Below are 17,784 nucleotides of genomic sequence, written 5' to 3'. Positions count from 1 at the left end.
GGCTCACACCAGCGGCTTGTACATCTCCTCGATCAGGTGGCCGAACTCCCGCTCCACCACCGGCCGCTTCAGCTTCAGGCTCGGCGTCAGGTCGCCGTGCTCGACGTCCAGCTCACGCGGCAGGAGCTGGAACTGCTTCACCGTCTGCCACCGCTGGAGGCCCGAGTTCAGCTCGTCCACGTACCCCTGGACGAGCTGCCGGGTCCTGTCGTCCGCGACGACCTCGGCGTACGTGCCCTCGACGCCGTTCTCCGCCGCCCAGGCCAGGATCGCCTGGCTGTCCAGCGCGATCAGCGCCGAGCAGAACTTGCGGCCCGAGCCGATGACGACCATGGACGACACGTACGGACACACCGCCTTGAAGCGGCCCTCGATCTCGGTCGGCGCCACGTACTTGCCGCCGTCCGTCTTGAACAGGTCCTTCTTCCGGTCGGTGATCCGCAGGTACCCGTCGTCGGTCATCTCGCCGATGTCGCCGGTGTGGAACCAGCCGTCCGGCTCCAGCACCTCCGCCGTCTTCTCCGGCAGCCCGTGGTAGCCCTGCATGATCCCGGGACCGCGCATCAGGATCTCGCCGTCCTCCGCGATCCGCACCTCGTTGCCCGGCAGCGGCTTGCCTATCGTGCCGGTGCGGTAGCCCTGCCACGGGTTGACGGCGCTGGCGGCGGCGGACTCGGTCAGGCCGTAGCCCTCCAGGATCGGGATGCCCGCGCCGCAGAAGAAGTACGCGATGTCGGGGGCGAGCGCCGCCGAGCCGGAGACGCAGCCGCGGAGCCGGCCGCCGAAGGCGGCCCGCAGCTTCCGGTACACCAGCCGGTCCGCGATGGCGTGCTTGGCCGCCAGCCGCGCGGGCACCGCCTCCTTGCCGGTGCGCCGGAAGTTCTCCTGGGAGACCTTCGCGTACTCACGGGCGACCTCCGCCGCCCACGAGAAGATCTTGAACTTGGCGCCGCCCGCCGCCTTGGCCTTCGACGCGACCCCGTTGTAGACGCGCTCGAATATGCGCGGCACCGCGCACATCGAGGTCGGCCGCACCACGGGCAGGTTCTCGATGATCTTGTCGACCCGGCCGTCCACGGACATCACATGCCCGACCACGATGTGGGCCGAGAGCAGCATCTTGCCGAAGACGTGGGCCAGCGGCAGCCAGAGGTACTGGTCGTCGTCCTCCTCCACCAGGCCGATCTCCCGCACGGCCAGGCCCATGTACGACCAGGTGTCCTGGCTCAGCCGCACGCCCTTGGGGCGCCCGGTGGTGCCGGAGGTGTAGATGAGCGTCGCCAGCGCGTCGCCGCGCAGCGCGGCCACGGTGTCCCTGACGCAGTCCGGCTTCTTCTCCAGGTAGGCGGCGCCGCGCTCGGCCAGCTCGGTCAGGGAGAGGACCCAGCCCTCCGGGTCGCCCTCGGCGGGCACCGCGTCGGCGGGGTCGATGACCACGACGTGCCGCAGCCCGGGAAGCTGGTCGCGCCGCGCGCGGGCCTTGGCGAGCTGGGCCGCGTCCTCGGCGATCAGCACCCCGGAGCCGGAGTCGGCCAGGATGAACGCGGTCTCGTCCTCGTTCGTCTGCGGGTAGACGGTCGTCGTGGCCGCCCCCGCGCACATGACACCCAGGTCGGCCAGCACCCAGTCCACGCGGGTGGCCGACGCGATGGCGACCCGGTCCTCGGGACGGACCCCGAGGTCCATCAGCCCGGCGGCGAGGGCGAAGACCCGCTCGGCCGCCTCGCCCCAGGAGTACGACCGCCACTCGTCGGGCCCGCCCTCCTCGGACGGCACCGGGTACCGGAACGCCGTCCGGTCCGGTGTGGTCTCGACCCGTTCCAGGAAGAGATGCGCCACGGACGGCGGCCGGTTGTGGATCGAATACTGCTTCTCGGTCACGACTTCCTCCGGGTGCCGCGCTGCAACGGGGTAACTCACGAGTAACCATCGCGTGGCGTTCAGGGTAAAGGCGGCGGCGTCCCTTTGTAAGGGGGTGACTATTTCTTGTTCTTCGCGTCACTCGCGTCGCTGTCGGAGGACAGGGCGGCGATGAACGCCTCCTGCGGGACCTCGACCCGGCCGACCATCTTCATGCGCTTCTTGCCCTCCTTCTGCTTCTCCAGCAGCTTCCGCTTCCGCGAGATGTCACCGCCGTAGCACTTGGAGAGGACGTCCTTGCGCATCGCGCGCACGGTCTCGCGGGCGATCACCCGGGAGCCGATCGCGGCCTGGATGGGCACCTCGAACTGCTGCCGCGGGATCAGCTCGCGCAGCTTGGAGGCCATCCGCACGCCGTACGCGTACGCCTTGTCCTTGTGCACGATCGCCGAGAACGCGTCCACTTTGTCGCCGTGCAGCAGGATGTCCACCTTGACGAGCGCGGCGGCCTGCTCGCCGGTCGGCTCGTAGTCGAGCGAGGCGTAGCCGCGGGTCTTGGACTTCAGCGCGTCGAAGAAGTCGAAGACGATCTCCGCCAGCGGCAGCGTGTACCGCAGCTCGACGCGCTCCTCGGACAGGTAGTCCATGCCCTGGAGAGAGCCGCGCCGGGTCTGGCACAGCTCCATGATGGCGCCGATGAACTCGCTGGGGGAGATGAGCGTGGCGCGCACCACCGGCTCGCGGACCTCGGCGATCTTGCCGTCGGGGTACTCGCTGGGGTTGGTGACCGTGTGCTCGGAGCCGTCCTCCATGGTCACTCCGTAGACCACGTTGGGCGCGGTGGCGATCAGGTCGAGGTTGAACTCGCGCTCCAGCCGCTCGCGGATCACCTCCAGGTGGAGCAGGCCGAGGAAGCCGACCCGGAAGCCGAAGCCGAGCGCGGCGGAGGTCTCCGGCTCGTAGACCAGGGCGGCGTCGTTGAGCTGGAGCTTCTCCAGCGCGTCGCGCAGCGCCGGGTACTCGGAGCCGTCGATCGGGTACAGCCCGGAGAACACCATCGGCTTGGGGTCCTTGTAGCCGCCGAGCGGCACGGTCGCCCCGTTGCGCTGCCGGGTGATCGTGTCGCCGACCTTGGACTGCCGCACGTCCTTCACGCCGGTGATCAGATACCCCACCTCGCCGACGGCCAGCCCGTCGGCCGGCGTCATCTCCGGCGAGCTGACGCCGATCTCCAGCAGCTCGTGGGTGGCGCCGGTGGACATCATCTGGATGCGCTCACGCTTGCCGAGCCTGCCGTCGACCACCTTCACGTACGTCACGACGCCGCGGTACGCGTCGTACACCGAGTCGAAGATCATCGCGCGGGCGGGCGCGTCCGCGTCACCGACCGGGGCCGGGACCTGGCGGACCACCTCGTCCAGCAGCTCGGCCACGCCCTCGCCGGTCTTGGCGGACACGCGCAGCACGTCGCCGGGGTCGCAGCCGATGAGGTGCGCCAGCTCGGCGGCGAACTTGTCGGGCTGGGCGGCCGGCAGGTCGATCTTGTTGAGGACCGGGATGATCGTGAGGTCGTTCTCCATCGCCAGGTAGAGGTTGGCGAGGGTCTGGGCCTCGATGCCCTGGGCCGCGTCGACCAGCAGGACACAGCCCTCGCAGGCGGCGAGCGAGCGGGAGACCTCGTAGGTGAAGTCGACGTGCCCGGGGGTGTCGATCATGTTCAGCACGTGCGCCGTGCCCCCGGCCTCCCACGGCATGCGGACGGCCTGGGACTTGATGGTGATGCCCCGCTCACGCTCGATGTCCATGCGGTCGAGATACTGGGCGCGCATCTGGCGCTGCTCGACCACGCCGGTGAGCTGGAGCATCCGGTCGGCGAGCGTCGACTTGCCGTGGTCGATGTGCGCGATGATGCAGAAGTTGCGGAGGAGAGCCGGGTCGGTGCGGCTGGGCTCCGGCGCGTTCGAGGGGATCGCGGGCACGCGGGGGGTTCCTGTCGGGTCATGGCTGCGGGTCGCTTGGTCGCTCCCATGGTCCCATGCGGGCGGCCCTCCTCCGGATTGGGAGCCGGGCGGGGGCCGCTGGTACGCTGGCCCACTGTGCCCTGTCAGGGCACCCCCATCTCCGAAACACCCCAAGTCTTAAAACCCAAGTCTCCAAAAAACCTGAGAAGGCTCATTCGTGGCGAACATCAAGTCCCAGATCAAGCGGATCAAGACGAACGAGAAGGCCCGTCTGCGGAACCAGGCCGTCAAGTCCGAGGTCAAGACGGCCGTCCGTCAGGCCCGCGCGGCGGCGGCGTCCGGCGACTACGAGGCGGCCGAGGCCGCGCGCCGTGTCGCCGCCCGCAAGCTCGACAAGGCCGTGAGCAAGGGCGTGCTGCACGCGAACAACGCCGCCAACAAGAAGTCCTCGCTGGCCGCCCAGGTCAACGCCCTCCAGAGCTGAGCCCCTTCCGGGCGCCGCTCCGTCCTTCCAGGAGGAGCCGCGCCCGTGACCGGTCCGGTTCCCGCGGCCCCTCTCTCCGCTCCGGCCGGGTTGTGCTCCGGCGCCGCGCCGATCCCGACGTTCGCCACGCGGGCGCGGTGCCGTCATCAGGCGCGCGACTGTCGCAAGGCCCCATTCCGCCCTTCCCCGGCGGTCTGGGGCCTTCTCGCCGAACGCGGTACGTTACCCGCATGTCGATACCGGGGGGACCGTCGAATCCTTACCCGCCGCACGGTCCGTACGGGCCGCCGGCGTACGCGGGTTACAGCGCCGGGACCGGCGCCTCGCCGGGGCCGGGCGGTGGTTACGGGCCGCTGATGCCCCCCACGGCGGGTCCGCCGGGGAGTGGCGGGACCAGCGGCGGCAGCGGTGGGCGGCCCGGCTGGCTGTGGGGAGTCGCCGGGGCGGTGCTGGCCTCGGCCGTCTGGGGCGGCACGCTGGTGGCCACGGGCACCGTGGGCGGCGCGGGCGGTCCCGACCTCGACTACGCGTTCGCCGAGGACCTGTGCACCGAGGCGGACATGACGGCCTTCGAGAACGACTACGACCCGTCGCCGGACGCGGAGCCGTCGTCCCGCTCCTTCCAGCACGACGATCTCGACTCCGCGCACTGCGAGTTCGGCCTGACGCCCGCCGGCGCCTCGACCGGCGACTTCGAGATGGTCTACGTCTCCTACGACCTCCTGTGGCACAAGCGCACCGACCCGGCCGGGGAGTTCGCCGCCACCTCCGAGTCCTACACCCAGTACAACGACGACCCCGGCTACTCGTACTACGAGTACGAGATCGAGCCGGTCGAGGACCTGGGCGAGGAGGCGTACATCGTCTACGGGACCGACTCCACCAACTCCACGCTGAGCTGGGTCACCCTCTCCGTCCGCGACGGCTGGCTGGAGTACACCCTGACGTGGAACTCGCTGGTCACCGGCGACGCCTACGCCGATGTGACCGGCCGGGCCGGCGTCACCGACACGCTGATCGCCGCCACCCGGACCACCCTGGACACGCTCCGGGAGGACTGACCCCTCACGCGGGCCGGGGACGCGGCCGGTGGGACGGGAGGCTCAACGGGAGCGCGCCGCCCCCGCGATGGCGACCACGGCCTTCTCCAGCGCGTACGCCGGGTCGTCGCCGCCGCCCTTGACCGCCGCGTCGGCGTCGGCGCAGGCGCGCAGCGCGACCGCCACCCCGTCGGCCGACCAGCCGCGCATCTGCTGACGGACGCGGTCGATCTTCCACGGCGGCATGCCCAGCTCGCGCGCCAGATCGGCCTGGCGCATGCCGCCGGGCGCCGAGGCCAGCTTGCCGATCGCCCGCACGCCCTGAGCCAGGGCGCTGGTGACGAGGACCGGCGCGACCCCGGTGGCCAGCGCCCAGCGCAGCGCCTCCAGCGCCTCGGCGGCGCGGCCCTCGACGGCGCGGTCGGCGACGGTGAAGCTCGACGCCTCGGCGCGGCCCGTGTAATACCGCGCGACGACCGCCTCGTCCACGGCTCCCTCGACATCGGCGGCGAGCTGCGCGCAGGCCGAGGCCAGCTCCCGCAGATCGCTGCCGATCGCGTCGACCAGCGCCTGGCAGGCGCCCGGGGTGACGCTGCGCCCGGCGGCGCGGAACTCGGCGCGGACGAAGCCCAGCCGGTCGCCCGGCTTCGTCATCTTCGGGCAGGCGACCTCCCGGGCCCCCGCCTTGCGGGCCGCGTCCAGCAGCCCCTTGCCCTTGGCGCCGCCCGCGTGCAGCAGGACGAGGCTGATGTCCTCGACGGGCGCCGCCAGATAGGTCTTGATCTCCTTCACCGTGTCCGCCGACAGGTCCTGCGCCTGCCGGACCACCACGACCTTCCGCTCGGCGAACAGCGACGGGCTGGTGATCTCCGCCAGCGTGCCGGGCTGGAGCTCGCCGGGGGCGAGATCCCGCACATCGGTGTCGGCGTCGGCGGCCCGGGCGGCGGCGACCACGTCCCGCACGGCACGGTCCAGCAGCAGATCCTCCTGGCCGACGGCGAGGGTGACGGCGGCGAGGAGATCGTCCGCGCTGGTCGTTCTGGCAGCCATGCGCCCCAGCATCCCACGCCCCTGTGACAACCGGCCCCGACCGCCGTCGACAATGGGCGCGTGACGGACACGCGACACATCCTGGTGCTGCCGGACCGCGACGCCGCCGAGGAGGTGGCCGCCGAGCTGGCCGAACGCCTCGGCCTCCCGGAGGAGCCCCGCCCGGTCCGGGAAGCCCTCGCGGGCGAGGACGACGCGGAGGACGCCCAGTGGCTGATCGTCCTGGAGCCCACCACCCCGGCCCACCGCACCCCGGCGGCGCTCGCGGAGCTGGCCGAACTGGCCGCGGCGTACGACGGCTGGCTGGAGAGCGACTAGGCACCGGGGCCCACCCGATCTCGGCCATCCGCCCGATGCCCGGCCGGCGGGGGCGGTCTACCTTTGCTGGTCATGACGACCGAGAAGACATCCCCACGGGACGGCGCGCTGCGCAGACGGGACGTGCTGAGACGGCTCACGGAGGACGAGGACCTGTGGGTCTCGACGGCGAGCCGGGACGGCGTGCCCTGCCTGGTGCCGCTGTCGTTCGTCTGGCACGGCGGGGCGCTGCTGGTCAGCACGCGGGCGAGCAATCCGACCGCGGTCAACGCCTGGGCGACCGGCAAGGCCGTCGTCTCCCTCGGCCACACCCGTGACGTGGTGGTCATCGAGGCCGACGCCGAGGTGGTCCCCCCCGACGCGGTCACCGAGGCGGAGGGCGAGGCGTTCGTCGGCAAGCTGCGCTTCGACACCAGGAGCCGCCCGGCCTGGACGTTCATCCGCTTCCGGCCCCGGACCGTCCGCGCCTGGCGGGAGGAGGACGAGCTGGCCGGCCGGCACCTGATGGCGGACGGCGTCTGGCTGGTCTGACCCGGCCCGCGCGGCGGCCATCCCTGACGTGACCTCGCGGCCCCTCCGGCGCGGAGGTGACCGCGAGCGCGCCCTGCGTGTCCGTCCTGAGCACCGCCGCGCCGACCGCGTCCAGGGCCGCCAGCGTGGCCGGGGCCGGGTGGCCGTAGGTGTTGTCGGCGCCGGCGGAGACCAGCGCGAGCCGGGGCCGCAGCCGGTCCAGCAGCGGCCGGTGCTGCGCCGCCGAGCCGTGGTGGGCGACCTTCACCACGTCCACCGCGGCCAGGCCCGGCCGCTCGGCCAGCAGCCGCTCCTGCGCGAGCGGCTCTAGGTCACCCGCCAGGAACAGCGTCAGCTCCCCGGCCCTGACCAGCAGGACGACACTCGCGTCGTTCGCCCCGAGCCCGTCCGCCGCCGCGTCCGGCGGCGGCCACAGCACCTCCCAGCTCAGCCCGTCGCCGAGCGAGCCCCGCTCCCCCGGCACGACCGGCAGCACCGGCACGCCCGCCCCGGCCGCGACCCGTTCGACGAACTCCGCCTGCTCCGGGGCGTCCCGCACGGTCGACGTCTGGATGGCGCCGACCTCCCGGCCGTCCAGCACCCCCGGCAGCCCGGCCACGTGGTCGGCGTGAAAATGCGTCAGCACCAGCAGCGGCACCCGCCGGACGCCCAACTCCCGCAGACAGCGGTCCACCGGCTCCGGCTCCGGCCCGGCGTCCACCACCACCGCCTGCCCGTCCCCCGCCGACAGCACCAGCGCGTCGCCCTGCCCCACGTCGCAGACGACCAGCCGCCAGCCGGGCGGCGGCCAGCCGGTGAGCAACCGGGTGACCGGGGGCGGGCGCAGGACCGCGACCAGGACCAGCAGCACGCACAGCGCCGACAGCCAGGGGCGCCGCGGCAGGCGCCGGACCAGCGCCAGCACGCCCAGCGCCACGGCGAGGAGCAGCGCCGCGCCCCGCCACCCGCCGGGCCAGCCCAGCTCGGCCCCGGGCAGCCCGGCGCCGCCCCTGGCCACGGCGGCGATCCAGCGCGTGGGCCAGCTCGCCGCCCACGCCAGCGCGGTGGCCACCGGCATCGAGACCGGCGCGACGGCCAACGCCAGCCAGCCCAGCACCACCACGGGCGCGACGGCGGGCTCGGCCAGCAGGTTGCACGGGACGGCCACCAAGCTGACGCTCGACGCGAAGACGGTGACGACCGGCGCGCAGACCACATGGGCCGCCGCCGCCACGGCCAGCCCCTCGGCGAGCCGCACCGGCACCCCGCGCCGCCGCAGCGCCGCGCTCCAGCCCGGCGCGACGGTCAGCAGCGCGCCGGTCGCCAGCACCGAGAGCAGGAAGCCGAACGAACGGGCCAGAGTAGGTCCAACACCCTGAGACCTTCCGGTTAGCGGACCGTTTCCGCTGGTCAGAAGGGGTGGCCAGCATGGCAACCAGCACAGTCATGCAGTCCGCGCGCTCCCAGAAGCTCATGGAGACAGCCGCACAAGCCGACGACAGGCCAGAGATCGACCTGTTGCTCCGCAAGTCGAAGATTGTTCGGGAAGGGGAACACGCTCTCTCGCTCCGTGCCCAGGAAGAGCGCGGGCGCCGCTGGGCGGACGAAGAGGGTTACCGCGTCCGCAAGATTTGGAAAGAGAACCTGTCGGCTTGGAGTGACGTACAACGCCCCAAGTACGACGCCGCCATGTCAGCGGTGCTGAATGGCGAAGTCCCCGCGCTATGGGTCTACGCCTTGGACAGGTTCAGTCGTAAGGGCGCTGAGGCAGTTGTGCCGATTCTCGGCAAGGCTCGCGTGATCTTCGACTATGAGCGCCTTGACTCCATGAATGAGCGTGACAGGCGCTGGATTATTGACCGCGCCGAAAACGCACGCGAGTACTCTGCACGCCTGTCGCACAATATTTGCGACACCAAGACTCGACAGCGAAACGAGGGACGCTGGCTCGGGCGTGCACCGTTTGGATTGGTTGCCGAAAAGACGCGGAAGCTATCCCCCGAAACCACCCCTATCAAAGGCGAGCACTATTCCCCATGGGACGTGGTCTGCCGCATCTTCGAGGAGATGTCAAAAGGTGCTTCCGCCCGCGCGCTAGCGCGAAAGCTCAACGCGGAAGGCGTGAAGTCTGCCACGGGCAAGACGTGGCGCGCTGATTCCGTCCGGGCAATCGTCATTCACCCTGTCTATGAGGGTTGGCTGACTGTCTCCCCCTCGGTGGGTAAGTCCCACAAGGCGCCCGTTCACTACTTGAAAGACACTGGCGAGCGCGTCCGGTGTGTGACAGACGAATCGATACCGATGATGATCTCGGCAAAAATCGCTGAGAAGGCCCGTCGTGTTCTCAGCGGACACCAGATCATTGACCGTACTCCGCGCCCCGGACGCGTCAAGTACTTGCTCTCCGGAAAACTTGCTTGCGCGGGATGTGGGAAATCGATGGCCATCCTCGGTAAGTCCTACTCCTGCCACCTCCGCAATGCTGGCGGGACTTGCCTAGCTCCCGCGTCGGCCTCGCGTGAAGCCCTGGAAAGATATGTGGTGGATCACTGGCTTGCTCGCATGGTCAATGCCAAGGCTGACGACCCGCTGATGATCGCTGTTGCCCAGCGGTGGGCGGCGCTGACGAAGCCGGAGGAGACGGAGGAGATCCGAGAGGCAGTGGCGGCGGTGCGGGCGGCTGAAGCGTCGCTTGACAAGTTCCACGCGGACGATCGGGAGGGGTTTTATGCGGGGCGTTCGGCCAGGTACCGACTGCCGGCGAAGAACCAAGCGGAGGCACGCCTTTCCGCTGCCGAAGAACAGCTTGCCGAACTGTCGGGCGGTGCCGTGGATGTCTCGTTCCTACTGTACGGCGGAGCGCGGGAAGCGTGGGAAGCGGCTGATGACGTTCTGCGTCGTGACCTTGTGGCCGTAGCGATCGACGGAATCACGGTGGCGCGCGCTCCGGGGCGCGGAGCCAGGTTCGACGGGGAATCCCGGGTCACCATCGAATGGGCTGAGCCCATGGATGAGGACGCAGAGACGACACCGGACGATATGGCGATGGCCGCATAGCCCCTCAGCGGCCCCGAGGAAGCCCCGGCAAGGCCCATGTCCTTGCCGGGGCTCTTCTGTGCCCTCACAGGGGCGCTGAAGCCTTGCGGCGGGCAGTGACGGAGCACGGCTCCGGACCCCGGCAGGGTTCAGCGGGAAGGGGGTGACGGGGTGACGATTTTTCGCTCAGTCCGGTATCTCTTAGATTTTTCTATAGGTAAACCGGGCTCATCGAAAAATCGTCACCCCGTCACCCCCCTCTCCCTGCCGCGCGTCCGGGCCGTAGTGGGAAGTCGCTGCTCTCCAGTCCGTCTGAGAGCGGGACGCCGCGCACCCCGCGACGGCAGGGAGCACCTACCAGTTTGGTTAGGTGGTCGTAGCTACCCGCGCCGAGGCAAGCTACCGGCCGCAGGAGAGGGCCGCTCCCGGAAGGGAGTCGCCATGCGCGGCGCCCTTCCGATGTCAGGTGGTGGGCGGGCACCACCTGACCAGGGGGACAGCGGATGGCACCTACCAAATTTGGTAGGTGCCCCCGGGCGGCGCCACGTGGTTCACCGGTGAAGTCCGGCCGGTGCTTGGGCGCCCGCTGATGGCCCGACTTGGGCTCCAGTGCTCGCAGGCCGAGCACTCCTGTCCGGTTAGGCGCTCACAGATGGCGCTCTTGCCTGATGCCGAGGAGAAGTGCTTTGACACACACAGAGATCCGTTCAGTTCCTTCGCGCGTCGAACTGCGCACCGTATCCGGAGTCCACACCCTCACCGGGTACGCCATACGCTTCAATGAGTCCTCCGCCGATCTCGGCGGGTTCGTGGAGCGGATCGCCCCCGGTGCGTGGGACCCGGTGCAGGCGACGCACGATGTGATCGCCACCTTCAACCACGACACGAACAACGTGCTTGGGAGAAAGAGTGCGGGGACGCTGAGGCTGTTCGCGGACTCGCGTGGCATCCGGTACGAGATCGACATCCCCGAGACGACGACGGGCAGGGATGTCACGGAGCTTGTCCGGCGCGGTGACATCGTGGGCAGTTCCTTCACGTTCCGCGTGAATCCGGGAGGAATGGAGTTCACAGCAGAAAGTGACACGGGGAGCGGATTGCCTGTACGTGTCATCACGTCCATGACCGTGCTTGAAGTCGGCCCGGTTCTCCTCCCGGCATACCCGACCACGAGCGTCGGTGCTCGTTCTCGCTCCCAGCCGAGTTCCGCATCGGATGTACACAGCCGCACGGCTTCCGGCGTTCGGACGGGCGCGTCATTCCTGCCGATCGACATGCGTGCCATTCCCTACAACTCGGAATGGCTCGTCACGGAACCAGCCGCCCTGTGGGTGGACATGATCGCCCCGCGCTCGAAGTTCCTCGCGAACCTCCCTGCCGCCAACCGGCTTTCGATGCATAAGCCATCGATGACGCTCCCGGCCATCAGCACCCAAGACGCTTCGTACGTGGCGGCAGACCAGCCGATCCCCGAGCCCGCTACCGAAATCATGGGGCGCACGAGCGCCGCTGTGAAGTTCGGAGCCGCTGAACGAGTAACCTCGGAAGTCGCACAGGACTCGGGGCCTGACCTCAACGCGGGCATCAACCAGTCTCTTGCCCTGGCCGTAGCACGCGGCGTTGACCGGGCACTTTTCAATGGTGCCGGTCCGGCAGTTGGTGATGACCCCCGGCGTATCATCGGCCTACTGTCTCAAGCCGTGACGACCAACGCCGCCGTGAACCTTTCCGAGATCAGTGAGGCAATCGGGCGAATGGAGGATACCGGTGCCGCCCCTTCGGTCATGTGGTGCGACCCGATTGCCGCACGCGCATTGCGATCACAGATCCTGGCCACAGAATGGCCCAAGGGTGTCTATGGCCTGATACCGGTAGTTTCCCACCACCTGCCACCGGACACATTGGTCCTTGCCGACAACGCCCGGATATTCGTCGGACTGCATACCGACATCTCGGTTGCCGTCTCCCTTCGGAGCCCCGGCGCCTTTGAACAGGACTATGCGCTATACCGCGCGATCGCCCGGACCGCCGGAGTTTGGTTGCAGGAGTCCGAATCGGTGCAGGTCATCAGCAGCACGCTGCCGGACAATGTGCCCGACCTCACGGTCTTTGCTGACCGAACCACCGAATCCCTCAACTCACCCGCCGCTCTCGCCGCTGCACAAGCGAGGCATATCGTTGAGACGGAAGAACGACGGAAAGAGAAAGAGGCGGAGAGGGGAAGGGCATGACGCCCTGGCAACGGGCAATGGCCATATCCCGGATTTTCCATCTCGCACGCTATCGTCGCCCAGAGCGCGAACCCATCCTCGTCCAGAAGTGCGCTCGCCTGTGGCAACACCGCGCGCTGAAGCATGCGTGCGACATCTGCACTGGCACCGGGCCGCCGTTGGCCATGGTCGTTGCGTGGCGCACGCCGATACAAGAGGGCGGCAAGCGGACATGGCAAAACGTGCTGATGTCCTGCCGAGGCTGCTGGTCCGAAACTCAGCGGAAAGACGGCTTGGACGTCCCGGAGGGCGCGACTATCCATGATCGCGCGTTGGACGCTCGCTCGCCCATCAAGATCATCGAACTCCGTTAGGGTACTCAGAATGTGAGTACCCCAACGACTGCCCTCGCGATGGAAGGTGTGCAACGTATGCACACCTTCCAAGAATTTCCTCACAATCGGTGGCACCCGACTCGCGGGTAAGCCCCTCGAAAGTTCCCGGCGTTGCCCGTTCCCCGACCCCGGCCCCAGCTCTCCGCACGCGCGCTAGGTGCACGGCTGTTTTCCAGAGCGCCAACCCACTGACCAGGGCTTCCGGCAGACAGGACTACCCGGAATCGCATCCAGGGTATTGCCGAAGGGCTCCATAGCGCATTTAGCCACGCCCTTTCTGCCTCCCAAGCATTGATAGCGCAAGGCATCGAGCCCTCCTACCCGCTTCCTCGCGGGTAGGAGGGCTCTTCATTATGCCGGAATTCTGAAGTCCAATCGCCAGCGGCTTGGGGTCAGGAATTGGGAAATCGGGCTGCCCTGTATTCCGCGATAAGTGAGGCAACCTCGGGAATCTCCGAGAACGCTTCAAGCCTATCCAGAACGACACGCACCCGCTCCGCTGTCCTTTCTGAAGCGACGTCGGCCGATAGTGTGATGACTCGCTCCGCCGTTTCCGCTGCGGCTTCCGGCTCGTTGGCATCGGCAAGAGCTACAGCGAGCCAGGAAGAGTAAAGGGCGACTTCCCGCGTGTGTGTCGCCTCATATTCGCCTAGCACGCTTTGCAGCATGGGGACAGCCCGCAATGGTCGATGAAGTTCAGTGAATACACGTGACTCCATGACTCGGAGTTCGCCAGCGTCTACCCAATAGAGATAGTCGGGGGATTCCGTGTCCGGACCATCTTCCGTCAGCGCTTCGCCAGCCTCACCCAATGCACGCATGGCAGGTTGTGCCTGTCCGGCTTTAGTGTGCGCCCATGCGATCCTGTCCCAATACAGCGCACGCGCTTTCGGCGGGGCGCCGTCCCCCGCTTCTGAAAGGGCGGCTTGCGCCAGTGTCAGACCCTCTGTCTCTCGCCCTGTATTGCTGAACTGATAGGCGAGTGACCCGGCAAGGTTTCCGGCTAGCGTGTGGTCTTCCGCCTGCCTTGCCGCACTGATCCCAAGCCGGTATATGCGTTCCGCTTCATTGTGCTGTCCGGCATCACTAGCAATCCATCCGGCAATTTGTGAGAGTTCGCCAATCTGCCTGAGAAGTCCCCGCCCTACTTCGCTGTTGTAGGTGCCTTCTCGATACACGCGAACAGCAGAACGAAGTTCACGAAGCGCCGGACGGATAAGGTCGCCTCCGGCAATTACGTCATCGGCCAGTCTTAGCCCGTGTACCCGCTTTTGTAGGTCGCTCACCGCACCAACGCCAATTCGACGGCCTGGCCGGGCGCTGAGGGAGGCGAGCGGATTACCTTCCGGCAAGTAGTCAGCCAGGGTGGGCAAAGGTGGCTCAGGGGGGCCGTGTCGCCCTTCGAGATCATCCACGGTCACGCCAAGTGCCGTAGCAATGATCGGCAACCAGTCACGGGGAGTTCGCTTCCCTCTCTCGTAGCGGCTGATCTCGTAACGGCCGATCGGTTCTCCGCTGACACCTGCCAACCGGCACACTTCGTGCGCTAGTCGCGCCTGGCTCCATCCTCGCTCTTCGCGAAGGCGGCGCATGTTGGCCCCAATGACGTTCGCCATGCCTCAAGTCTGGCCCACACCTGGCCCACACGTGGCCACTCCGACAACTCGTTGTTCTCGCGGAAGGGTTGGAAGACAGCAAGTACCCCCGCGACCGATGCGCGTCGGCCCGGGGGCGTGGACCACCTGAAGGAAGGACAGGCAGCCATGAGCAAGCTTATGTACAGCGGCGGCGCCACGGTCGCCCCGGTGGGCGAGCGGTGAGCCTGAGCATCGGTCCGCTGGATCACGTGAAGCTGATCTCCGACGCGACCGACCCCGTGATGCACCACAAGGGCCACGAGGTGACCGACACGTCGACCGGCCGCACGGGCGTCCTTAAGGACGTTTTGGTGTGGGAGCGGGAGGGGCGCCGGCAGGTGCAGGTGTTCCTTCGCCGTAACGGTCACGAGTGGGACACCGAGCCCGACGCCATTTGCTGCTCGTGCGGCAAGGCACTGACATGACCGGGCCACGTCGCCGCGCCCACCCCCGCGTCGTGGAGTTCTTCGCGGAGATCAAGGATCAGGTCCTCCGTTACTCGGGGCCACTGCTCTTACTCGGCTACTGCGCCGCATTCGGCGCCCTCATATTCATGGCCGCAGAAATAGGCCCCCTGGAATGAGGAAAAGGACCCATGAAACTCACCCCGCCGGACCCGCAAGAGCAAGTCCCCCAAGCGCCATGCACGCACAGCGGCGAGCTGACCGTGACGCCGGAGGGCAAGCGGTGCGCGACGTGTAAAGCCCTCATCTACGCGTCGGCAGTGGTCCGGAGAATCACCACCCCAGCCGCTGAAGACCTCCCCGAATAGACACCCCGCCCCGCCGGAGTGGCACGTTCCTCCGGCAGGGCGGGGGACCAGGAAACGAGACAAGGAGAAAAAGAGGGCTCATGCCTGATGAGGCGGACCGGCTGAGTAGAAAGGTGGCGGGCCTCTTCCGCTGCGGAGTGACTCCGTACGAGATCGGCCACTTCCTCGAAATCGACACCACGGAAGTAACCGGATTACTCACTGATCAGAGGTTGGACCCGGGTACGGGCCGGAGGAAGCTGCCGCTACGGCGGCGCATGGGGTGGCGAGAGCGGGTCGCGGACCTGCTTAGGGCCGAATACGAGTGCGGTGCAAGCACGAACGAGCTGGCCCAACGGCATGGGCGGACTCAGCAGAACGTGCACACCCTCCTGATCGAAGCCGGTACCGACATGCGACGCCCGGGGCGGCAACAGATGGTCGTGGTCGTCCCACGCCAGGACCCTCCGCAGGAAACCTAAGAAAAAGGAAGGCGAAATATGGACACAGCCCGTTGGGTCAAAGTGAGCATCCTCGTCCTGTCAAAGGATGATAGGAGCGTGCTCTACACGAAGCTCACCGGTTCTTCGGATTGGAGTCTCCCGGGCGGATATGTCGAAGAGGGGGAATTGATCCTCGAACGTGGTACGCAGTTCCTCGCGGAGCAGACCGGATTGCAGGTATCCCTCATGCGCGCTCTCGCTCTCGACCAGACTCCCGCCAACTCGGAAACCCGTGAGCCGGAAACCCTCACCTACGTCCTTGGCGCTGGATACGCAAAGCCCAATTCCATCCGCCCCTTCGGTCCCGTGCGCTGGGTCGGTCTGGAAGAGGTCATGCGTGCCGAAGGGCTCACGAAGTACGCGGTGACGTCCGCTCTTTATGCGGGGGGAAAGGCCCTGTCGATCTGCCTCGGCGGAGAAGCGATCTACAGCGACGCTGACTACCGGATGGCGGAAAAGCTCAAGCAGGCCCATCGGCGCGGTGAGTGGACCCCGGGCAATCCGATCCCGGAAGGTTTCTAACCCTGGGACGCACGACAGCCCGGGTACGCCAACGGTTGAGCGGACGCCCAGGCGCTGCCTCGGAGGGCTGACAGCCGCACATTCCGCCCCGTCTGTGCGCTCCCCGGCACATGGGCGGGACTCCCCACAATCGGAGAAAGGTGCCCCCATGCTGCAATGCACTGCCGTTGGCGCTGTGCCGTGCCCGGACGGAAGTGTTGGCCATCCTTCGTGCGAGCTGGAGGAAGAGCACGACGGAGAACACGCCGAATGCTGCTGGGTCAACAACTACCTCGACAACGCGCTGTGGTTCCGCTGGGAAGGCGAGTCGGGGCGGTTCGTCACGCTGCCCTGGTGCGACGCCATGCGGGGTGACGACGACGCCTGCACACTGTTCGCCGACCACCCCGGGGCACACGTCTGGCAGTTCTCAGACCCCACCCTCGACGCCATCCGGGCCGATCTCCTGAACCGGTACCCGGACCTGACCGGAACACGCTCCCACGAGACCGACTAGGACAAGACCGCGAACCCGTCAGACGCCCCGTCCGTGCGCCCCCCGTGCGCATGGGCGGGGCTTCCTCATGCCCGATGATCTGTGGTGATCCAAGCTGTCAGGGTGTAGGGTCCGCCAGCCCCGGATCCCACAGCACCAGCAGCAGCACCGCCGCCGCCAGGGCGGGCAGCAGCGAACGGCGCCGCCCGGTGGCGACGGCCAGCAGCGCGATGCCCCCGCACACCGCAGCACGCAGCACGCTGGGCCCCGGTCGGCACACCAGGAGGAAGGCCACGACCAGACCGCCGCCCACCACGGCCGTGGCGCGCAACGGCAGACCCAGCCGGGCCGCGAGCCCGCCACGCTCGGCCCGCGACGCGGCGGCCGGGCGGCCGATCAGCACGGCCAGCACGATCGCCAGGTGGCTGCCGCTCACCACGATGGCGTGCGTCAGCCCCGTCGCCCGCACGGCCTCGGCCAGCTCCGGCGAGAGACCGGAGGTGTCACCGACGACCAGGGCCGGCAGCAACCCCCGGGCGTCGCCCGGCAGATCGGCGGCTGCCTCCCGCAAACCGTCCCGCAACCGCCCGGCGAACCGCTGCGGTGCACCGGGCGCCCCGGTCACCTCCGGCGGCCCCGCCCCCGCGACGCGCAGCACGGCCGCGATGCCGCCCTCCCGGCCGGGCAGCGGCGCCACCACCTCGGCCCGGATCCGCAGCCGGGTGGAGGGCAGCAACTCCCGCCACCCGTCCCGCTCTTCCTCCTCGCTCCCCTCCTCTCCCACCTCCTCACTCCGCTGCTCAGACCCCTGACCCGCGGGCTCGACCACGACCACCAGCACCGGGCTGCGGACGGCCTGCTCCGTGCCCCCGACCCGGACACGCGTCACCTCGGCGTCCAGCAGGACCGGCCCCGGAGCGCCACCGGGCCGGACGTCGGCGGCCCTGGGATCGCCGGTCACGGTGACCTCGGCGGTGACCCACTGCCCGGCCGCCCCCGGCAGCGGCCCGCCGCGCACTCCCGCCCGGTGCA

16 protein-coding genes and 1 pseudogene are annotated in these 17,784 nt (G+C 68.5%); 11 read left to right on the top strand and 6 right to left on the bottom strand.

Annotated features, from left to right (window positions below; all coding sequences use genetic code 11):
- Window positions 1-3: 3 nt before the first annotated feature.
- Together BN2279_RS25740 and lepA are read right to left on the bottom strand one after the other, a co-directional pair.
- Window positions 4-1,881 carry an AMP-dependent synthetase/ligase gene (locus tag BN2279_RS25740; RefSeq protein WP_059013422.1) on the bottom strand — a complete coding sequence of 626 codons (1,878 nt, stop codon included), beginning with the start codon at window positions 1,879-1,881 and terminating at the stop codon, window positions 4-6.
- Between the two features lie 98 nt (window positions 1,882-1,979).
- Window positions 1,980-3,839: a translation elongation factor 4 gene (gene lepA / locus BN2279_RS25735; protein ID WP_059013421.1), complete on the bottom strand. Its 1,860-nt coding sequence runs from the start codon at window positions 3,837-3,839 to the stop codon at window positions 1,980-1,982.
- A gap of 199 nt (window positions 3,840-4,038) precedes the next feature.
- Here lepA and rpsT point away from each other — a divergent pair, with 199 nt between their 5' ends.
- Both rpsT and BN2279_RS25725 read left to right on the top strand, forming a co-directional pair.
- Window positions 4,039-4,305 carry a 30S ribosomal protein S20 gene (rpsT, locus tag BN2279_RS25730; protein ID WP_059013420.1) on the top strand — a complete coding sequence of 89 codons (267 nt, stop codon included), beginning with the start codon at window positions 4,039-4,041 and terminating at the stop codon, window positions 4,303-4,305.
- Window positions 4,306-4,535: 230 nt separating this feature from the next.
- A complete protein-coding gene (locus BN2279_RS25725; protein WP_159037337.1) occupies window positions 4,536-5,366 on the top strand; it encodes a hypothetical protein in 831 nt (276 codons plus the stop codon).
- Between the two features lie 42 nt (window positions 5,367-5,408).
- Here BN2279_RS25725 and holA read toward each other — a convergent pair whose 3' ends face one another.
- The gene (holA, locus tag BN2279_RS25720; RefSeq protein WP_234348085.1) at window positions 5,409-6,395 is read right to left on the bottom strand and encodes a DNA polymerase III subunit delta; all 987 of its coding nucleotides are present in this window, start codon (window positions 6,393-6,395) and stop codon (window positions 5,409-5,411) included.
- Between the two features lie 60 nt (window positions 6,396-6,455).
- On the opposite strand from holA, the gene BN2279_RS25715 reads away from it, so the two are divergent.
- Complete coding sequence (locus tag BN2279_RS25715) at window positions 6,456-6,713, top strand: hypothetical protein (RefSeq protein ID WP_059013417.1); 258 nt, start codon at window positions 6,456-6,458, stop codon at window positions 6,711-6,713.
- Between the two features lie 72 nt (window positions 6,714-6,785).
- The gene (locus BN2279_RS25710; protein WP_059013668.1) at window positions 6,786-7,244 is read left to right on the top strand and encodes a pyridoxamine 5'-phosphate oxidase family protein; all 459 of its coding nucleotides are present in this window, start codon (window positions 6,786-6,788) and stop codon (window positions 7,242-7,244) included.
- On the opposite strand, the pseudogene BN2279_RS25705 reads toward BN2279_RS25710, so the two are convergent.
- Window positions 7,150-8,589: pseudogene (locus tag BN2279_RS25705) on the bottom strand (ComEC/Rec2 family competence protein); the annotation flags it as partial. The gene BN2279_RS25710 and the pseudogene BN2279_RS25705 sit on opposite strands and share 95 nt — an antisense overlap.
- A gap of 62 nt (window positions 8,590-8,651) precedes the next feature.
- On the opposite strand from BN2279_RS25705, the gene BN2279_RS28205 reads away from it, so the two are divergent.
- Window positions 8,652-10,280: a recombinase family protein gene (locus BN2279_RS28205; protein WP_079032502.1), complete on the top strand. Its 1,629-nt coding sequence runs from the start codon at window positions 8,652-8,654 to the stop codon at window positions 10,278-10,280.
- A gap of 665 nt (window positions 10,281-10,945) precedes the next feature.
- Entirely contained in the window at window positions 10,946-12,490 is a 1,545-nt protein-coding gene (locus BN2279_RS25695; RefSeq protein ID WP_199827799.1) for an HK97 family phage prohead protease, read from the top strand.
- Between the two features lie 766 nt (window positions 12,491-13,256).
- Here the strand turns inward: BN2279_RS25695 and BN2279_RS28200 are convergent.
- Window positions 13,257-14,480: a helix-turn-helix transcriptional regulator gene (locus BN2279_RS28200; protein ID WP_079032500.1), complete on the bottom strand. Its 1,224-nt coding sequence runs from the start codon at window positions 14,478-14,480 to the stop codon at window positions 13,257-13,259.
- 200 nt (window positions 14,481-14,680) lie between these two features.
- Here BN2279_RS28200 and BN2279_RS25690 point away from each other — a divergent pair, with 200 nt between their 5' ends.
- The 5 genes from BN2279_RS25690 (at window position 14,681) to BN2279_RS25675 (ending at window position 16,773) form a co-directional block, all read left to right on the top strand.
- A complete protein-coding gene (locus tag BN2279_RS25690) occupies window positions 14,681-14,926 on the top strand; it encodes a hypothetical protein (protein WP_059013414.1) in 246 nt (81 codons plus the stop codon).
- Window positions 14,923-15,084, top strand: coding sequence for a hypothetical protein (locus BN2279_RS29635; protein WP_159037336.1), 162 nt, complete (start codon window positions 14,923-14,925; stop codon window positions 15,082-15,084). Before BN2279_RS25690 ends, BN2279_RS29635 begins: the two co-directional genes overlap by 4 nt.
- A gap of 269 nt (window positions 15,085-15,353) precedes the next feature.
- Window positions 15,354-15,734: a helix-turn-helix domain-containing protein gene (locus BN2279_RS31640; RefSeq protein ID WP_059013413.1), complete on the top strand. Its 381-nt coding sequence runs from the start codon at window positions 15,354-15,356 to the stop codon at window positions 15,732-15,734.
- An 18-nt stretch (window positions 15,735-15,752) separates the two neighbouring features.
- Entirely contained in the window at window positions 15,753-16,277 is a 525-nt protein-coding gene (locus tag BN2279_RS25680) for an NUDIX domain-containing protein (protein WP_059013412.1), read from the top strand.
- A 148-nt stretch (window positions 16,278-16,425) separates the two neighbouring features.
- Window positions 16,426-16,773, top strand: coding sequence for a hypothetical protein (locus BN2279_RS25675; RefSeq protein WP_079032499.1), 348 nt, complete (start codon window positions 16,426-16,428; stop codon window positions 16,771-16,773).
- A 97-nt stretch (window positions 16,774-16,870) separates the two neighbouring features.
- Here BN2279_RS25675 and BN2279_RS25670 read toward each other — a convergent pair whose 3' ends face one another.
- Window positions 16,871-17,770, bottom strand: a complete 900-nt coding sequence (locus BN2279_RS25670) for a ComEC/Rec2 family competence protein (protein WP_059013410.1) — start codon at window positions 17,768-17,770, stop codon at window positions 16,871-16,873.
- Window positions 17,771-17,784: the final 14 nt, after the last annotated feature.

The sequence above is a fragment of the Streptomyces specialis genome, from assembly GCF_001493375.1.
Taxonomy (GTDB): Bacteria; Actinomycetota; Actinomycetes; order Streptomycetales; family Streptomycetaceae; genus Streptomyces; species Streptomyces specialis.
The sequence above is the reverse complement of the archived record's forward strand: the minus strand, read 5'-3'. Positions and strand labels throughout refer to the sequence as shown.

Bases quoted from the DNA above. Each gene is read 5' to 3' on its own strand.
- BN2279_RS28200 (WP_079032500.1), bottom strand. From the start codon at position 14,480: ATGGCGAACGTCATTGGGGCCAACATGCGCCGCCTTCGCGAAGAGCGA.
- BN2279_RS28205 (WP_079032502.1), top strand. From the start codon at position 8,652: ATGGCAACCAGCACAGTCATGCAGTCCGCGCGCTCCCAGAAGCTCATG.
- BN2279_RS29635 (WP_159037336.1), top strand. From the start codon at position 14,923: ATGACCGGGCCACGTCGCCGCGCCCACCCCCGCGTCGTGGAGTTCTTC.
- BN2279_RS25680 (WP_059013412.1), top strand. From the start codon at position 15,753: ATGGACACAGCCCGTTGGGTCAAAGTGAGCATCCTCGTCCTGTCAAAG.
- BN2279_RS25675 (WP_079032499.1), top strand. From the start codon at position 16,426: ATGCTGCAATGCACTGCCGTTGGCGCTGTGCCGTGCCCGGACGGAAGT.
- holA (WP_234348085.1), bottom strand. From the start codon at position 6,395: ATGGCTGCCAGAACGACCAGCGCGGACGATCTCCTCGCCGCCGTCACC.
- BN2279_RS25710 (WP_059013668.1), top strand. From the start codon at position 6,786: ATGACGACCGAGAAGACATCCCCACGGGACGGCGCGCTGCGCAGACGG.
- BN2279_RS25725 (WP_159037337.1), top strand. From the start codon at position 4,536: ATGTCGATACCGGGGGGACCGTCGAATCCTTACCCGCCGCACGGTCCG.
- BN2279_RS31640 (WP_059013413.1), top strand. From the start codon at position 15,354: ATGCCTGATGAGGCGGACCGGCTGAGTAGAAAGGTGGCGGGCCTCTTC.